11 protein-coding genes are annotated in these 16,385 nt (G+C 64.0%); 7 read left to right on the top strand and 4 right to left on the bottom strand.

All coding sequences use genetic code 11. The features are described 5' to 3' along the window. Window positions 1-32: 32 nt before the first annotated feature. The gene (locus RT551_RS14410; RefSeq protein ID WP_313459914.1) at window positions 33-1,718 is read right to left on the bottom strand and encodes an AAA family ATPase; all 1,686 of its coding nucleotides are present in this window, start codon (window positions 1,716-1,718) and stop codon (window positions 33-35) included. A gap of 1,313 nt (window positions 1,719-3,031) precedes the next feature. On the opposite strand from RT551_RS14410, the gene RT551_RS14405 reads away from it, so the two are divergent. Then, window positions 3,032-3,649, top strand: a complete 618-nt coding sequence (locus RT551_RS14405) for a glutathione S-transferase family protein (RefSeq protein WP_313459912.1) — start codon at window positions 3,032-3,034, stop codon at window positions 3,647-3,649. On the opposite strand, the gene RT551_RS14400 is transcribed toward RT551_RS14405, so the two are convergent. Then, on the bottom strand, window positions 3,646-4,608 hold the full coding sequence (locus tag RT551_RS14400; RefSeq protein ID WP_313459910.1) for a YafY family protein: 963 nt from the start codon (window positions 4,606-4,608) through the stop codon (window positions 3,646-3,648). The two genes, RT551_RS14405 and RT551_RS14400, sit on opposite strands and share 4 nt — an antisense overlap. A gap of 89 nt (window positions 4,609-4,697) precedes the next feature. On the opposite strand from RT551_RS14400, the gene RT551_RS14395 reads away from it, so the two are divergent. Continuing rightward, the gene (locus RT551_RS14395; protein ID WP_313459908.1) at window positions 4,698-5,333 is read left to right on the top strand and encodes a LysE family translocator; all 636 of its coding nucleotides are present in this window, start codon (window positions 4,698-4,700) and stop codon (window positions 5,331-5,333) included. Between the two features lie 99 nt (window positions 5,334-5,432). Here the strand turns inward: RT551_RS14395 and RT551_RS14390 are convergent, their stop codons facing one another. Both RT551_RS14390 and RT551_RS14385 read right to left on the bottom strand, forming a co-directional pair. Further along, on the bottom strand, window positions 5,433-6,788 hold the full coding sequence (locus RT551_RS14390; protein ID WP_313459906.1) for a Gfo/Idh/MocA family oxidoreductase: 1,356 nt from the start codon (window positions 6,786-6,788) through the stop codon (window positions 5,433-5,435). 24 nt (window positions 6,789-6,812) lie between these two features. Beyond that, window positions 6,813-9,794 (bottom strand): TonB-dependent receptor, encoded by a 2,982-nt coding sequence (locus RT551_RS14385; protein ID WP_313459904.1) that lies wholly within the window; start codon window positions 9,792-9,794, stop codon window positions 6,813-6,815. Between the two features lie 386 nt (window positions 9,795-10,180). On the opposite strand from RT551_RS14385, the gene RT551_RS14380 reads away from it, so the two are divergent. From RT551_RS14380 to RT551_RS14360, 5 genes are read left to right on the top strand one after another with little or no spacing between them, the layout of a single operon-like run. Next, window positions 10,181-11,338 carry an SIS domain-containing protein gene (locus tag RT551_RS14380; protein WP_313459902.1) on the top strand — a complete coding sequence of 386 codons (1,158 nt, stop codon included), beginning with the start codon at window positions 10,181-10,183 and terminating at the stop codon, window positions 11,336-11,338. A gap of 13 nt (window positions 11,339-11,351) precedes the next feature. Next, a complete protein-coding gene (locus RT551_RS14375) occupies window positions 11,352-12,278 on the top strand; it encodes an ROK family protein (protein ID WP_313459901.1) in 927 nt (308 codons plus the stop codon). Between the two features lie 40 nt (window positions 12,279-12,318). After that, window positions 12,319-13,638, top strand: coding sequence for a D-tagatose-bisphosphate aldolase, class II, non-catalytic subunit (locus tag RT551_RS14370; RefSeq protein WP_313459898.1), 1,320 nt, complete (start codon window positions 12,319-12,321; stop codon window positions 13,636-13,638). A gap of 35 nt (window positions 13,639-13,673) precedes the next feature. Further along, the gene (locus RT551_RS14365) at window positions 13,674-14,450 is read left to right on the top strand and encodes a DeoR family transcriptional regulator (protein ID WP_311192938.1); all 777 of its coding nucleotides are present in this window, start codon (window positions 13,674-13,676) and stop codon (window positions 14,448-14,450) included. After that, a complete protein-coding gene (locus tag RT551_RS14360; protein WP_313459895.1) occupies window positions 14,447-16,261 on the top strand; it encodes an MFS transporter in 1,815 nt (604 codons plus the stop codon). Before RT551_RS14365 ends, RT551_RS14360 begins: the two co-directional genes overlap by 4 nt. Window positions 16,262-16,385: the final 124 nt, after the last annotated feature.

Here is a 16,385-nt window from a genome sequence, read left to right as displayed (position 1 = left end):
AGATTACGAGAAAATTCCACTTATGGCTGCTTCTATTCTGAGGGGGGATTACCGGCATGGCTCCCCCCGATATCAAGGAATGACACATATCGGCCATTCAGCTCCTTGAAGTCCCGCTCCATGAAGAGAGGGACGAGCATGCGCTCAGCAACGCCTTCCACGAAAATGGCCGCATTGGCGAATAGCAGGTCGGTGTGTTGAACGCGGAAGTACCGTTCTGCGAACTGACGTGTCTTCTTGTCATCGCCGAACACCTTACCAAGATTGATCACTTCGGTCGTCGGCATCGGGTTATTCGCGCTTTTTGCAATGCGCCGGACGTATCGCAGGCGGTCGAAGTCCTCGGCGTGCGCAAGATGGCTCGAGTGGGTGCTGATCATCAGCTGGCTCTTGAGCGCAGATGCGTCCACCCCTGTCGGGCTTATGAGTTTGTGGGCCTTGTCAGGAAAAATGCGCTGCACTTGCACATGCAGGTGCGCCTCAGGCTCTTCAATCATCACCAAGTGAACCGGGGCAGGCGACCCCTTTTCTGGTTTAAGCCGGACAGCCTTGAATGAGACCAGCTGGTAGCTGAGGGACTGCAGGTTTTGGTAACCGAGTCCGATGGAGTGTTCAGGGAGGAGCTCTTCAAGCGACTCCTTTTGCATGCTGTACTGCACTGCGGTTCCATGGTCTAGCAGGTCAGCCGTCTGAATGCGCGTGCGAAAGCGAATCTCTTGGGGGTCGTGCAGACCTGGATAACCGAGAGTCTTAACCTCCTCAACCGAATCGGCAATGGCTTCGTGAATCTTCTTATCGAGGTCTCGCTGCGCCTCCGCCACGGCTTTAATGAGGTCCGCTCGGTGACCATGCCCGGTGCTGGCGACGTTCAAGTGTTGACGGGCGAATTTGAGGAGCTGGTTTGAGAACATGCCAACTCGATGAGGTCCAGAGGCGGACCTCGACTCAGCTTCTTCGCTTCCTAGACCGCGCTGAGCCGCAACAAAATCTACCCGTATGACCTTCGACAGATGCTTACGTTCAATATGGTTGGCGTTTGCAGCAAGGGGCTGCGTGACGTAGGTCTTGAAGCCAGTTATAGGGTTTTTCTCTGCATCGAGCTTGTATGCGCGAACCTGACCGAGTTTTGAAGGTTCGCGCAGCCAAAAATCCAGAAGGTCGATGGGCCAGGCCAACGAGTCCGCACCCATATCTTTCACTGGTTCGCGCGCCGTGCGGTATGTCCAGGCGAGTTGCTTTAGCTCTTCAACGGTCGACGCTGGTTCCAACCGTAGTCGGATACCGACGGCACCGCCCTTCCAACTGAACTTGGAAAGAAATGGTGCAACGTAGTGATACATGCCTGCCTCCGCATCAAACCAGAGGTCTAACGTCGGCATGGTCGAGACAAGAGTCTGGAGCTGCTGCGTCCAGTGGGCCTCGTCTCCTGTCACGGTCAACGGGTCTTCCGCCAGCGTTTCCCATGCCTTACCAAGAGCTCGCAGCGTCGGCCACTGCGAGAGACTGATGTCAAAAGCACCAAAAGGAGAGCCGTCTGCGAGGAAGTGACGGAGAGCGACGAGTACCGAGGTCTTTCCGCTGTTGTTCGCTCCGACCAGGATAGTGGTCTTCTTATGGACGTCCAGCTGAACCTTGCCGAGGCGACGGAACTGGGACAGCTCTAGAAATCGAAGTGTGATGTCTCCGGAGGCCGGAGTAACGGGACCTGCATTTTCCATTGAGGCACCTTTCAACTTGAATTTTAGAGACGCCACCACTGATCAGATGCTTTGGGCACCCAAGGAAGAGGCCTAGTACTACCAATTGTGGCGAAGACGATTTGGCTGGTTGTCGTTGATAGCGGCATTTCTTTTCGGCTGAACCCCTGAAACCCTGCCAGAGCCTGGTGCCGGGGGTGGAAAAGTGGCGAAGACCGACTGCACCAGCTGCGGAGCAGATGTTGCCCGTGCAGCTGAGCACGTGCCCTCGTCCATGAGCGCATGGTTGCCGCCCGCTAGCTGGTGTTACCGATGTTACCACTTGTTACCAGCCCGATGCCGGGATGCAAATCCATGTAACTAGTTGATTTGATTGGACCACCAAGCGAGCGTTACCGGTGTTACCGCTGTTACCAGCTTTATGGGCAGGCCGGAAATGAAGTTAGCCAAACTTGTCAAGAAGATCGCCTCCAACTTATCCGAAACTGTTATGACACAAGGATGATCGCGATGATGGCGATCACTGCCTCTCGGTTGATGGGTGTTACACGAAGGACGCTACCGGTCCTCTTTCCATAGCGTTTCTGAAGCACACTATATCTGGTGAATTGTCAGTTGGACGCTCTTGGACACCAGCATTTCCCTGTTCTCTCGCCGTGCTTTGGTGCTGCTCCCGCTCCCTATCTCTTGACCCGAGCTCGCTCGTCCTAGGCGCAGGGTTCCGCAGGTAAGCCGCCCGTGCCGATTTAGCCCCCATAGCGTTGCCAGGCGTGCGGTTGCCTCGAGCGCAGGTGCTGCAGAAAAAGCACCCTATGAAGTGTGCAGGCGTGGCGGGGAGACGAGTGCGCGCGCCGGGTGCAGAGCGTCGATAGGCACGTCGTCACCTCCCTATCGGTTCCTGTGCCCTGCAACCTCACTGTATCGCCCAGGTATGCGCCTGCGCCGCATTGGTGTCACCGGGTGCCGGGCAAGTGAACCACGGCCCCAGACGGGCTGTTAGATTGCCCAGATGGCTACCCTCATCTTCGCCCTCGTCGCGCTTGTTCTGCTGGCAGCTGTGGTCGTCGCGCTTGCATGGGCGCTTAGCGCTCTGTGTCTTTTCGTTGCTGCTCTGCTTGGACGCGCCCCTGTGGCACCAGGTGCCCGGGATGCACGCTCGGAATAGCTAACGCACGAGCCTTGACGGTAACTATGGCGGTAACTAAGTCAACGCCAGACCCTAGAATCCTTATGTATCAAAGCATTCAAACGATTATGCGGCTCCCTCCGGGCGCGCCATTTTTCCTTCGCAGGCTGAGAACCGACTCTACGGGGTCCTGCTGGAATCCAGGGCGATGAAACTTCTCTACCAGACCCACTCGCCTTATGCCCGCAAAGCGCTCGTGTTCGCATACGAGGCCGGCATCGCCACCTCACTCGAGGTCATTCACCAGGAAACCAGCCCAACGGTGAAGAATGCGGAGGTGTTCGCCCGCAATCCCCTGGGCAAGGTGCCGGTGCTGCTCCGCCCCGATGGCGATGCGATCTTCGACTCGGACGTCATCTGCGCCTACCTCGACACGCGGCATCCCGGACCACGCCTCATCCCGCAGGAGGGCGAGGCGCGTTGGCGCGCGCTCCGTCTCCAGGCGGCGGCGCAAGGCGTGTGCGACGCTGGCATCGCACTACGCTGGGAAACGGTTCGACGGCCTGCCGAGCTGCGTTATGCACCACTGCGCGACGGCTATACGGACAAGCTCCTGACCACCTATGAGTGGCTTGAACAGGAAATCGACGGCAACGAACCCGTCCATGTGGGGCACATCGCCGTGGCCACCGCCTTGAGCTGGATTGCGTTTCGCGAGCTGCCGGATTTCCGCGAGGGACATCCCCGGTTGGTCGATTGGTTTGATGCCTTCGAAACGCGCGAGTCGATGCGAAGGACGCCCTTGTCAGGCGAGACCCACGACTAGCTCCCCCCACCGTGCCGGCGTTGCAAACGCTCAACCTGCGCCAACAGTGCCACTCGGAGTGCATCAGGCTGACGGATCTCGAACTCGAATGGCAGCCGTGACAACTCACGCGCGAACCAATCAAGGTCGTCAGCTTGAGCACGCAGAAGTGTGCTGCCGCCAGCGGGTTCAAGTACGCCAATCGTTTCGAAAACTTCACGTTGCGCCGTGGCGATATCGGCATGTAACAGCACTTCGATCGCGTGGGTGCGGGAGAGCGTGGCCATCGAAGAGACCAGGTGCGCAAGTACGTCAAAGCCTTCTGGACGGCCAAAGCTTGCCGGCACGGCATGCACCTGCTCGATGCGGTCAAGCCGGAACGAGCGCAGCCCCCTGCGCAGGTGACAGTACCCTACGGCGTACCAGCGGCCGCCGCGCCATGCCAAGCCCCAAGGATCAACGTCGCGTTCGCTGGCACCGCGTTCGGTACGGTAGATCAAGTGGACGCGCTGACGCACCTGTGCAGCTTGGCTGAGGATCACCAGCGCGGCATTGTCGGCACCGGCACCGCGCGCGTCGGCTTTGGCGAGATCCAGTGCCACTGTGTCGTCAATTGCACGGACACGCTGTTTCAGCTCCTCCGGCATCACCCGCTCGAGCTTGGCAGATGCACTTGCGACGGCGGGGACCACGCCCGACAGGCCCAGGCCCCGTGCAGCAAGCAGCCCAAGCGCCAGTGCAAGCGCCTCATCGTTGGTGAACGCCATCGGGGGCAGCTTGAAGCCCGGCACCAGAGCGTAGCCGCCATGGCGACCGCGCTCTGCGGTGACTGGAATGCCGATCTCCTCCAATGAGGCGACGTAGCGGCGCAGAGTGCGGCCGTCGACGCCAACCCGCCGCGCCAGCTCGGGGCCGCTCATGCGGCCATGGGCTTGAAGCAGCTCAAGAACGGTCAGGACACGCGTGGTCGGAAAACTCATGGCGACGAGTGTACGTTCAATCAGGGCGGATTCCGCCCTGAATGGTCACTAGCCTGATGGTTCCTCGGACCGGAACGTGCTGACACGCCATGATCGAAACCGCGCATCTCTGGTTGTTCTTCCTGATGGTTCTGGGTGTTGTCCTGCTGCCCGGGCTTGATATGGCCTACGTCATGGCCAGCGCGCTGGTTGGCGGCCAGCGCTCGGGGCTGTTGGCAACCGCCGGTGTCATCGCGGGTGGCGCATGCCACGTACTGCTGGGCGCACTGGGCGTCATGGCCGTGCTGAAGCTAATGCCGGCGGCGTTCAATCTCATGCTGGTGGCGGGCGCGCTTTACATTGCGTGGACTGGATGGACATTGCTGCGTAGTCGTGTTGCGATCGGCGCGTCGACATCGACGCGCGTGCGAAGCGGTGCGGCAACCTTCGGTAAAGGCATGGCCACCTGCCTCCTCAACCCAAAGGCCTACCTTTTCATGCTGGCTGTCTTTCCGCAGTTCCTGAAGCCTGACTATGGCCCTCTCTGGCTTCAGGCACTGGTACTCTGGATGATCATCGCAGCCTGCCAAGCCGCCGTGTACGGCGGCATGGCGCTGGCCGGGGATCGCGTAAAAGCCTGGCTTGGCGCGAAGCCTGCGGCGGATCTGCTGCTCGCGCGTCTGGTTGGCGCGGTGCTCCTTGCGGTGGCAGCGTTTACGGCGTGGGAGGGCTGGCACCTTTCGTAGAGCCGGGCTCTGCCCGGCTGGCGGTGCGCGGTCGCGGCGCAGCCGGGCAGAGCCCGGCTCTACGGCATGGCGGATGCAGGCGGGTGCCCGGCGTTCGATTCAATAGCGGCCGTCGAAAGCGAAGATCGGCTTGCGTTGCTGCCAGGCCCCCTTGGTGAAATCCGGGAACTCCAGGGTCTGGAAGCTGTTGGCGATCGACTGCTCCGACAACGGCGTGATCGCACTCCAGGTCACTGCGTCATAGATGTCGATCGGCATTGGCGCACGCGCCTTCAGCGCCTCGACGAACGCATGGATGACGAACCAGTCCATGCCACCGTGGCCCGCGCTGGCCGCGGTGGCCGCGTTCTGCTTCCACAGCGGGTGCTCGTACTTGTCCTGGTAGACCTGGAAATCCTCCCACTTGTGCGGCGGGCTGCGCCCTTCGATGTGGATGGACTGGTTGAGGTCCATCCACAGGCCCTTGGTGCCCTGCACGCGGAAGCCCAGCGAGTACGGACGCGGCAGCGACGTGTCGTGCTGCAGCAGGATGGTCTCGCCATTGGCGCAGGCCAGCGTGGTGGTGACGATGTCACCCAGCTTGAACTTGACCTGGGTGCTGGGGTGGGTGGTGCCGCCACTCTTGGCCACGGTGTACTCGTGCAGCCCGCGCGCCTTGCTGGCAAATGCATTGATATGCGTGAAACGGTTGCCGCGGTTGATGCCGGTGTACATGGCGCAGGGACCAATGCCATGGCTGGGATACAGCTCACCGTTGCGATTCACCGAATGTGCGGTACGCCAACGCGCTTCGGACCAGCCCTTCGGGCCGAACTCCACGCCACTGTCGTACGGCTGGCTGGGGTCGCCGGAGTTGAACTTCACCCAGCGCAGGTCATGCTGGTAGCCGCCCTGCAGGTGCACCAGCTCGCCGAACAGACCCTCGCGCACCATCTGCAATGCGGCCATCACGTCGCGCCGGTAGCAGACGTTCTCCAGCAGCATGTAAGGCGTGCCGGTCTGCAGCTGGGTGTTCAACACATCCCAATGGTCCTGCAGGGTGATCCCGGCCACCACCTCACAGCCCACCGCCACCTTGGCCTGCATGGCCGCGATGGCCATCGGCGCGTGGTACTCCCACGGCGTGGCAATGATCACACCATCCAGACCGCGCTGCTCGAGAAGGCGCTTCCAGGCGTTGACGTCACCGTCCTGCCCATAGGCGGTGGGAGCCGGCTTGCCGGCTTTGGCCACCATGTCCAGACCGCGCTTGAGCATGATCGGCTCGATGTCGCACAACGCCACCACCTGCACGTCGTCGCGCCGCACCAGCTCCTTCAGCAGCACCTGGCCGCGCATGCCGGTGCCGATCAGCCCCAGCTTCAACGTACGCGCCTTCGCCCACGCGGGCGTCTCCGGCAACAGGCTGGTGGCCGCAAGTGCGGCACTGGCCGCGATGAATTCCCTACGCTTCATGAAACGTTGCTCCGCTGGTAAGGGTCAGAACCGATAACCGAGCTGCAGACTGTAGCTGCGCCCGTAGATGCTGGCATAGTCACTGGAGTCCCCGGCAAAACCCTGGGGGTCATAGAACGGCAGGCGGTTGAACAGGTTCTTGACCGTGACGCCAAGGGTCCAGTGCTCATCTGGCCGCCAGCCCACGCTCAGGTTGGCGGTCCACCACGACGGCACGCCGCCGCACTGCGCCGGGTTCACCTTCAGCCGACTGGCGGTGCAGGTCTCCGGATTGTTGTCCTCGGCGTCGATCTGGTCATAGGCCCACTTGGTAGTGCCGACGTAGTTGACGAAGAAGCTGGTGGTGACCTGGCGGTACGTCCAGTCGGCATTCAAGGTCGCACGCAGACGCGGGTTGCCGTAATACCCGATGGTGTTGCCGTAGTACCAGCGCGAGGTGTCGTCGATGTAGTACTGCTTGCGCCGGGCGATGGTCGCGGCCACGCCGATGTTCAGGCTGCCGAAGTCACCCAGGCTGAAGCGGCTGCGTGCGTCGATGTCGAAACCATCGACCAGGGTGCGGCCCTGGTTCTTGTACTGGCCCACCACGCTGGACACATTGCCGACGCTGTAGCTGGGCAGCGTGCCCGGGCAGACCACGCCGCTGGCCGGATCGGCGCACATCGCGGCCACCGCCTCGACGTTGGCGCGGTCGGCATCGCTGATCGGGTTGCGGGTCATCGACTGGATGTCTTCGGGCTTGCTGTAGTCCGGCGCGGCAATTTCGTTGCGCCGATAGATGAACCAGTAATCGGCCGACACGCTCAACCAGCTGGCGGGCTCATAGACCAGGCCCAGCGTGGAGATCTTCGCCTTCTCCGGCTTCAGGTCCTGGTTGGGCTGGGTCATGCGCGCCACGGTGCGGCTGCAGTCGCTGTTGAGCAGCGAATTGCCCAGGTCGACGTCGCCGCTGCGTGCCGACTGCCGCAGCAGGTTGGCGATGGCATTGGTCTCGTCGCAGCGGATGTCATCCTCGAAGCCGCCCAGCTGCGCGAACACGCCACCGGTGCCGGCTTCAGCAAGGCTGGGCGCGCGGAACCCCTCCGAGTAGGTGCCGCGCAGCAGCAGCTGCGGAAGCACCTGGTACTTCACGCCGATCTTGGGCGCGAGGTTGGCGCTGAAGTTGGGGTACTTGTCCACGCGCAGCGCGGCATCCAACTCCAGTTTGTCGGTGATCGGAGCTACCGTCTCGGCGAACAGCGCATAGGTGTTGCGCTTGCCATCGAACCAGGAGCCGCCCTGCTGGGTGATCAGGCCGTTGGCGGCGTCTTCGTTGCCGGGCGTGTAGAAGGTCTCGCGGCTGGCATTGAACCCGAACGCCGCGCGCATTTCTCCCGCAGGCAGCTGGAACAGCGGCCCTTCAATCTTGCCGTCCAGGGTGTGCAGACGTGTCCACGACTGGATGTCGAAGGTGGGGAAGGCCTCGCGGATCAGCGCGGCGTTGGCTTCGTTGATCACCCCGAACTGGTAGGCCGGATTGTCGGAGATGATCACCCGGCCGGTGCCCGGTTCAATGCTGTACGGACCGAATGCGCGCTCGAAGCCGTCCAGGTTGACGTTGATGGTCTGGTAGGTCACCGAATGGGTGCCCGCCGTGGCCAATGCGGTTTCCCAGTTCCAGTCACCGATGTCGCCGCGCAGGCCGGCCAGCACGCGGTAGCTCTGGTCGGTGTTGCGCTGGCCGAAATGCCCGCTGCCGACATCCTGCAGCAGGTAGTTGAGGCCCACCACCCCACCCATCAACGCCTTCAGCTCAGGGCTGGCGTTGTTGTACACGTTGTTGGGGCCCAGGTAGGGCGTACGGAACTGATTGACGGTGGTGCCGGTGTTGCGCGAGAACCAGCTGCTCGGATTGCCGGTCGTGGTGTTGTAGGCATTGGGCGTGCCGGCGTTGGCGCGCAGGTCGATGTCGGTGTAGGTCGCTTCGGCGAAGGCTTCGGTGCTGTCGCCGATCAGGAAGTGCGAGCTGATGTAGGCGGTGTTGCGCTTGGTTTCCGCGCCGGAATCAATCTCTCGGTTCATCCAGGTTTCCCAGACGCAACGCGTGCCCGATGCTTCGGTGATGGCGGTGCTGCATCCCGGCGCGGCTTCCTGGCGGCGCGCCCCGGTCACCGGGTCGAAGGCGAAGTAGGTGCCCGGGTTGAACTCCCCCGGCCGGCTGCCAACGCCCAGGCGCAGACTGTTGAGGTAGTTGGGGTTGTTGACGTAGTACTGGCTGGGCCGCTTGTCGTAGTAGTCGCTGAGCGGAATGGCGTCGCGACGGTACAGGTTGACGCTGGCATAGACGTTGTAGCGGTCCGCATCCAGGTCGCCGAACCCGGCGGTAATGCTGGCCTGGTGCTCGCCATAGGAATCGATGCGCGAGGAAGTGTCCGTGGTGATGCTGACCTCGGCCCCCTGGTAGTCACGCTTGGTGATCACGTTGATCACACCGGCCACCGCATCGGTGCCGTACACCGCGGACGCACCGTCGGTCAGCACTTCCATGCGTTCAATCGCGGCGGCCGGGATGGCGTCGATGTTGACGAACTGGGTCTGGAAGCCAGCCGGCGCGCCGTAGTACGACAGGCGACGACCATTGAGCAGCACCAGCGTGCCCTGCGCGCCCAGCCCACGCAGGTTGGCCTGCGAGGCCCCGTCGGAGCCGGTGAACAACGAACGCGAATCCTGCTGCGCCGGCCGCGCGGCCGGCAGGTTGTCCAGCACCTGCAGCAGCGTACGCGCCCCCATGTTCTCGATGTCCTGCTTGCGGATCACCTGCACCGGAGAGCTGGTCTCCACGTCCGAGCGGCGGATGTTGGAGCCGGTGACCTGGACCCGGCTCAGTTCGGTGGTGCGTTCATCCGGGCCGGTGTCAGCGGCGCTGTCCTGGGCGAAGGCCGGCGCGGTTCCGATCAGGGCGATGCCCAGCGCAAGCGATAAACGGGTGGCGGGGATGCGGCGTTGGCGGTGGCGTACGTTCAACATCTTGGCTCCTCGTGCGGTTTGTTCCGGCAACAGTTGCCCGCACCGCAGCCACGCAGGCTGCAGACGGAGAACGGTGAGGTGGATGAGAAAACGGGGAATGACTCCCTGCGGCCGACTCTAGGGCAGCCTCTCGAAAGATGTCAATAAAGTGAAAGCAAAAAGAAGGAGTTTTTACGACAAACGAAAGTTGATGCAAAGCACCACTTTCTAAATCGCTTCTGAATACGCCATTTTTCTCTTTTGATACGCAGGGATACGCAAAAGAAAAGAGGCTGTCGGCGACAACCGTTTCGAAAACTGTGACCGAGCAAACTTATTTAAATCTTTCGATATTTGACATTTCGAAAGAAAACCCAGATCGTGAGCCCGTCCAACAGGAAGTACGTATGGAACTGCCCCCACTATTCGACCTCGCCGCCTGGCAGTCCCGTGGCGGTGCCCACACTGCCGGGGAAATCGTCCAGCAGCCTGCGCTGTGGGCTGCCGTTGCCGACCTGCTCGAAGCGGCCCAGCCCGTACTTGAGGCCTTCCTCGGCTCGGCCCTGTCGCAGCCCGAACAGCGGGTGATCTTCACCGGTGCCGGCAGTTCCGGCTTCATCGCCGAGATGGTCGCTGACGCAATCAACGCGCAATGGCCGGCCGACATCCGTGCCGTCCACACCACCAGCCTGCTGACCCACCCACAGCTGTACCTGAAGGCCGACCGCCCCACCCTGCTGGTCAGCTTCGGCCGCAGCGGCTCCAGCCCGGAAAGCGTGGCGGTGGTCGAGCAGGTGCAGGCCAGCGTGCCGTCCGCGCGGTTCCTGCACATCACCTGCAATGCCCACGGTGCCTTGGCCCGGCATGGCAGCGGACGGCAGGACACCTGCTCGCTGCTGATGCCACCGGTCAGCTGCGACCAGGCCTTCGCCATGACCAGCAGCCTCAGCTGCATGCTGTTGGCGGCACTGGCCGTGTTCGATCAAGCGCCCTGGGCCGAACGCGTAGCGCGGCTGCGCGCCCTGGCCGAACACGGCCGCACCGCCCTGCACCAGTGGGATGCCGCCATCGCAGCGCTGGCGCAGTGGCCGTGCGCACGGGTCATCTACCTGGGCAGCGGACCGCTGGAAGCCAGCGCGCGCGAAGCCGCCCTGAAAGTGCTGGAGCTCACGGCCGGCCGGGTGCTGGCGCTGTCCAACACGCCGTTGGGCTTCCGGCATGGGCCCAAGTCCACCCTCGATGGCGACACGCTGGTGGTGATGCTGCGCAGTGCACAGCCGCTGGCGCGGCGCTACGAGCAGGACCTGCTGGACGAACTGCGCAGCGACGGCATCGCCGGAAGGGTCATTTCCGTCGGCCCATCCAGCGCAGAACGTGCCGAAGGCGACTTCGTACTGGACGCCCCCGACTTTTCCGATAGCTGGCTGGCTCCGCTGTGGTTGCTGATGGCACAGGGCTATGCCCTGCAGCGTTCGGCCGCGATGGGCTACACGCCCGACAACCCCTTCCCCGACGGCACGGTCAACCGCGTGGTACAGGGTGTGACCATTCATTCCCACGGCTGAGCGGAAACGGCGCATGCAGACCTGGTACGGCATCGACATCGGCGGCACCAAGATTGAACTGGCGGCCTGCGACGCGCGCGGCGCGGTCCTGCACCGGCAGCGCGTGGCCACGCCGTGCCATGACTACGCGGCGTTCCTCGACAGCGTGGCCGCACTGGTGGCCCAGGCGGACGAATCCCTGGGCAACGCCTGCGAGGCCATTGGTGTCGCCCTGCCCGGGGTGCGTGACGCTGACAGCGGACGCCAGCTCAGCGCCAACGTGCCGGCGCTGACCGGGCGCACGGTGGGCGCGGACCTCAAGGCTCGATTACAGCGGCCGCTGGCACTGGGCAATGACCTGCAGTGCTTTGCGCTTTCCGAAGCGCAGGGTGGCGCGGCCGACGGCTACCCGAGCATGTTCGGGGTGATCCTCGGCACCGGTGCCGGCGGTGGCTACTGCAAGGACGGGCGTCTGGTGGCCGGCAACAACGGCATGGCCGGCGAGTGGGGGCACTGGAGCCTGCCCGCCACCCTGCAGCTGCGCCATGACCTGCCGTTGCTGGACTGCGGCTGCGGCCTGCGCGGCTGCCTGGAGCGCTACGTGTCCGGCAGCGGATTGGCGCTGATCCATGCCCGCCAGGGCGGTGAGGCGCTGGACGCGCAGCAGGTGGTGGAACGCGCCAACGGCGGCGACGCCGTCGCCCAGCGCGCGTTGGCCATTCACCGTGACCTGCTGGGGTACTGCTTTGCCAGCCTGATCCTGGCGCTGGACCCGCACGTGATCGTCCTCGGCGGCGGCCTGTCCAAGCTCGAACCGCTGTATCGCGATCTGCCTGCCGCCATTGCGCCCTATCTATTTGCCGGCGTGCGGGTGCCACCGATTCTGCCGCCGGTGTTCGGCGACGCAGGTGGCGCGCGCGGCGCGGCGCTGCTGGCCTGCCAGCAGCATCCGGCGAATTGAACCGCACACATTCTGATTCCACGACAACGGGAGCCTTGCCATGTCCGCCGTACACGCCTTGATCGCCGCCCATCGCCAGGGCCAGCCGGTGGGGCTGTACAGCGTGTGCTGCAGCAACGAGCAGGTGTTGCGGGCCGCAATGCAGGTGGCGCAGCACTACGGCACCCTGCTGCTGATCGAGGCCACCTCCAACCAGGTGGACCAGTTCGGCGGCTATACCGGCATGACCCCGGCGCAGTATCGCGACTACGTGCATGCGCTGGCAGACGAACAGCAGTTCCCGCGGGAGCGGCTGGTGCTGGGCGGCGACCATCTGGGCCCGAACGCCTGGCAGAAGGGCCCGGCCGACGTGGCCATGGCGCACGCGCGCGAGCTCATTGCCGCCTACGTCGCTGCCGGCTTCCACAAGATCCACCTGGATTGCAGCATGTCCTGCGCGGATGACCCGACGCCCCTGCCCGACGCGACGGTTGCGTTGCGCTCGGCCGAACTGGCGCGCGTGGCCGAGCGCACCGCCGCAGAACAGGGGCTGCCGCCGCCGGTGTATGTCATCGGCACAGAAGTGCCCGTGCCGGGTGGGGAATCCTCGCTGGAAGGCGGCCTTGCCGTCACCACACCGGAGGCGGCGGCCACCACGCTGGCCATCCATCGCGACGCCTTCGCCACGCCCGACCTGTTGCCGGCGTGGGAACGTGTGCTGGCGATGGTGGTGCAGCCCGGCGTGGATTTCGACCACAGCAGCGTGCACTACTACGAACCGCAGGCAGCGCAGGCGCTTTCGGCGTTCGTCGAGTCGCAGCCGCGCATCGTGTTCGAAGCCCACTCCACCGATTACCAGACCGAGGCGGGGCTGCACGCGCTGGTGCGCGACCACTTCGCCATTCTCAAGGTCGGGCCAGCGGCAACCTATGCATTCCGCGAAGCGGTGTTCGCGCTGGCCATGATCGAGAACGCGCTGCTGCCACCAGCGCAGTGCTCGCAGCTGATCGAGGTGCTGGACCGCGTCATGTGCGAGAAGCCGGGCTACTGGCGCAGCTACTACACCGGCACCGACGCGGAGCAGCAGCGCCTGCGCCGTTACTCGCTCAGCGACCGCAGCCGCTACTACTGGGGTGAGCCGGCCGTGCAGGCCGCGCTGGCGCAACTGGTCGACAACCTCACCCGGCAGCGGCCGCCGCTGATGCTGCTCAGCCAGTACCTGCCCGAGCAGCGCGCGGCTGTTCAAGCCGGCACCCTCAGCGACGCGCCCCTCGCGCTGATCCAGCACAAGGTCGCGCTGCGCCTGGCCGAGTATGCCCGCGCCTGCGGTGCGCAAGGCGCATTCGAAACCTTATCAGCAGCGGGGCTTTCGGAAGAGTAAGCTTCGGCTTTCCTTCTGAAAGGGACTTCATGACCATGCGAAACACCCGGCAGCGGCGCCAACAGATCATGCAGATGCTGGTGGAGCACGGCAGCGTGCAGGTCAGCGAACTGGTGGAACGTTTCGGGGTGTCGGCGGTGACCATCCGCACCGACCTCACCCACGTGGAAGCGCAGGGCTTGGCCACGCGTACCCACGGCGGTGCCACCTTGATGCGCACGCCGCCGCTGGAGCAGGACATCCATGAAAAGGACACGCTCAACCTGCCACTGAAGGACAGCATCGGCGCGCATGCCGCGCAGCAGGTGCGCCCGGGCGACAACATCATCATCGACTCCGGGTCCACCACCATGACCCTGGCGCGGCACTTACGTGCGCACCGCGATGTGACGGTGATGACCAATGGTCTGAACATCGCCTGGGAACTGGCCAACGCCCCCGGCGTGGAACTCATGCTCACCGGTGGCCTGCTGCGCAAGCAGTCGCTGTCACTGCAGGGCAGCCAGGCCGAAGCCAGCCTCAACACCTACAGTTTCGACACCCTGTTCCTGGGCGTGGATGGCCTGGACCTGCAGTTTGGTCTGACCACCCATCATGAAGCCGAAGCCAGCCTCAACCACCGCATGGTGGAGCGGGCGCGGCGGGTCGTGGTGCTGACCGACGCGTCCAAGTTCGGACGGGTCAGCCTGCATCGCATTGCCCGGCTGGAACAGGTCCATACCATCATCACCGACGCCAGCATTGACGCCGAGTATCTGGAAGGGCTGCAACGGCTGGGCATCGAAGTGATCATCGCCGAGACCCCTGCATGACATCAGCATCCGCCTCGCACGCCACCCCCAACATCCACGCAGAAGGCCCCCGTTGGCCGGTGCGCTACCTGTTGTTCATTGGCGGCATGGGCGGACTGCTGTACGGCATCGACATCGGCATCATCGCCGGCGCGCTGCCTTATCTGGAGGCCACCGCCACGGCCAGCTGGCACCTCACCAGCCAGCAACTGGGATTCGTGGTTGCCGCGGTGCTGCTGGGCAGCGTGCTGTCCTCGCTGTTTGCCGGGGCCATTGCCGACCTGATCGGCCGGCGCAATACCCTGGTGCTGGCCGGCGCGCTGTTTACCCTGAGCATCCCGGTGATGGCGCTGTCGGAAGGGTATGCCGCGCTGCTGCTGGGGCGGCTGCTTCAGGGCATCAGCGGCGGCCTTATCGGCGTGGTGGTGCCGCTGTACCTCGCCGAAGTGCTCAGCCCGGAGCGCCGTGGTCGTGGTGCTGGCCTGTTCCAGCTGCTGCTGACCATCGGCCTGGTGCTGGCTGCGGTGATCGGTCTGTACCAGGCGCACGCGGTGGATGCGGCGGCCGACAGCGTGCGGCATCTGCCCGCGGTCGAGCAGCAACGATTGCTGTTTGAAGTGAAAGACCATGCGTGGCGCACCATCTTCTGGAGCTGCCTGCTGCCGGGCCTGGTGTTCACCTTCGGGGCGCTGTTCATCAGCGAATCGCCACGCTGGCTGGCCCGGCGCGGCCAGCTCGACAAGGCCCGGGCTGCCCTGCAGCGCACCGTCGCGCCCAGCGAGGTCGAACCCACGCTGCAGAGCATGCAGGCCCCGGAGCAGACCCAGGCACTGGCACGTGGCGCGCGGGCGCGCGACCCGTTGCTGAGCCGGCGCTACGTCTGGCCGTTCGTGCTGGCCTGCCTGGTGCTGGCCTTCACCCAGGCCACCGGCATCAATTCGGTGCTGGCCTACGCGGTGAACATCCTCAACCAGGCCGGACTGCCCGGCGCTGTCGCGAACTGGGCGGACGTGGCAATCAAGCTGCTCAACGCGATCATGACCGTGGTCGCGCTGGTGCTGGTGGATCGCAAGGGCCGCAAGTTCCTGCTGATGCTGGGTACGGGCGGCATCACGGTGGCCCTGCTGTGTGCGGCGCTGCTGTTCGTGCGCGGCGAACAGGGCCGGGTGGACGTGCAACCGATTCTGCAGCAGCAGGTAAGCGGCGAAGTCCTGGACCTGACGATGGATGCGGCGCAGTGGGCGCAGCTGGATCGCCAGGCCGGCCCGCAACCGCAGCAGCTGACGGTGTCCTACGCGTATGGTGACTTCAACAATGTGCGTTCACTGCGCAGCGACAGCCTCACCGATGGCACGCTGAAGATCCGCCGCGAAGATGCGGTGTCGGCCGACAGCGTAATCGGCCGCTTCTTCCGCAGCCTGCACCTGAATCCTTTCCCCGACCCGGCGAAGGCGGCCAACGCCCCGCTGGTGATCGAACGCGCCAGCATCGGCCCAGTGCCCTCGCCCACCCACGGCTGGCTGGTGGCCGGCTGCATCCTGCTGTTCGTGGCGTTCTTCGCAGTGGGCCCGGGCGTCTGTGTGTGGCTGGCGCTGTCCGAGCTGATGCCCACCCGCATCCGTTCCAACGGCATGAGCATCGCGCTGTTGATCAACCAGTTCGTATCCACCGTGATCGCCGCGCTGTTCCTGCCCACGGTGGGGCATTACGGCTACGCCAGCATGTTCTTCTTCTGGGCCGGCTGCACGCTGCTGTACTTCCTGGTGGCGACGTTCTGGCTGCCGGAAACCAAAGGCAAGACGCTGGAAGAGATCGAAGCGCGGTTCCGGTAACGCGGGCACTGGCTGGGCACTGCCATGCCACGCCTCCGGGGAACCCCGTAGAGCCGGGCTTGCCCGGCTGCTCTTCGCGGCGGCCCCGAACCCAGCGCAGACGCGCATGGCGCGTCTCTACGTG

Origin of the sequence: Stenotrophomonas sp. (assembly GCF_032103445.1) — a bacterium.
Lineage (GTDB): Bacteria > Pseudomonadota > Gammaproteobacteria > Xanthomonadales > Xanthomonadaceae > Stenotrophomonas.
The sequence above is the reverse complement of the archived record's forward strand: the minus strand, read 5'-3'. Positions and strand labels throughout refer to the sequence as shown.